At 59.4% G+C, this 382-nt stretch carries 1 pseudogene; it reads right to left on the reverse strand.

Annotation, left to right across the window (positions count from 1 at the left end):
* Positions 1-382, reverse strand: a pseudogene (locus EN850_RS34095) (hypothetical protein); the annotation flags it as partial.

A 382-nucleotide genomic window follows, 5' to 3' on the forward strand; every position in this document is an offset into this window, starting at 1 on the left:
CTCGCCCAGCGCTTGAAGCGGTCACCGTCGCGCGCACCGTCGAGGAATAGCCAGCGCGTGCGCGGATAACCCACTGTATTGCTCCAAACCCCGGTCAGGCCTTCGGATGCCTTGGCGATGAAGTCTTCCAGGTAGCTTTCCCAGCTGCCGCCATAGTTGGAGAAGAACACCAGCCTGTCGGTACCGGGCAAAAGTACCCATCGGGCGAAATGAATGGTGTTGATGTTGGCGAGAAAACCCGGCTTGAACACTTTCTGCGCCGCAATCGAGATCAGGTAGAAGGAAAACCTGAGCGCCAGCCGCCGCAAGATGCCCGCCTTCATCGTCGAGATCGCCGTCAGATGGTTTTGGGCGGCGAGGTCCTCGCGGGCAAGAATCCTGT

The organism is Mesorhizobium sp. M8A.F.Ca.ET.207.01.1.1 (assembly GCF_004794715.1).
Taxonomy (GTDB): Bacteria; Pseudomonadota; Alphaproteobacteria; order Rhizobiales; family Rhizobiaceae; genus Mesorhizobium.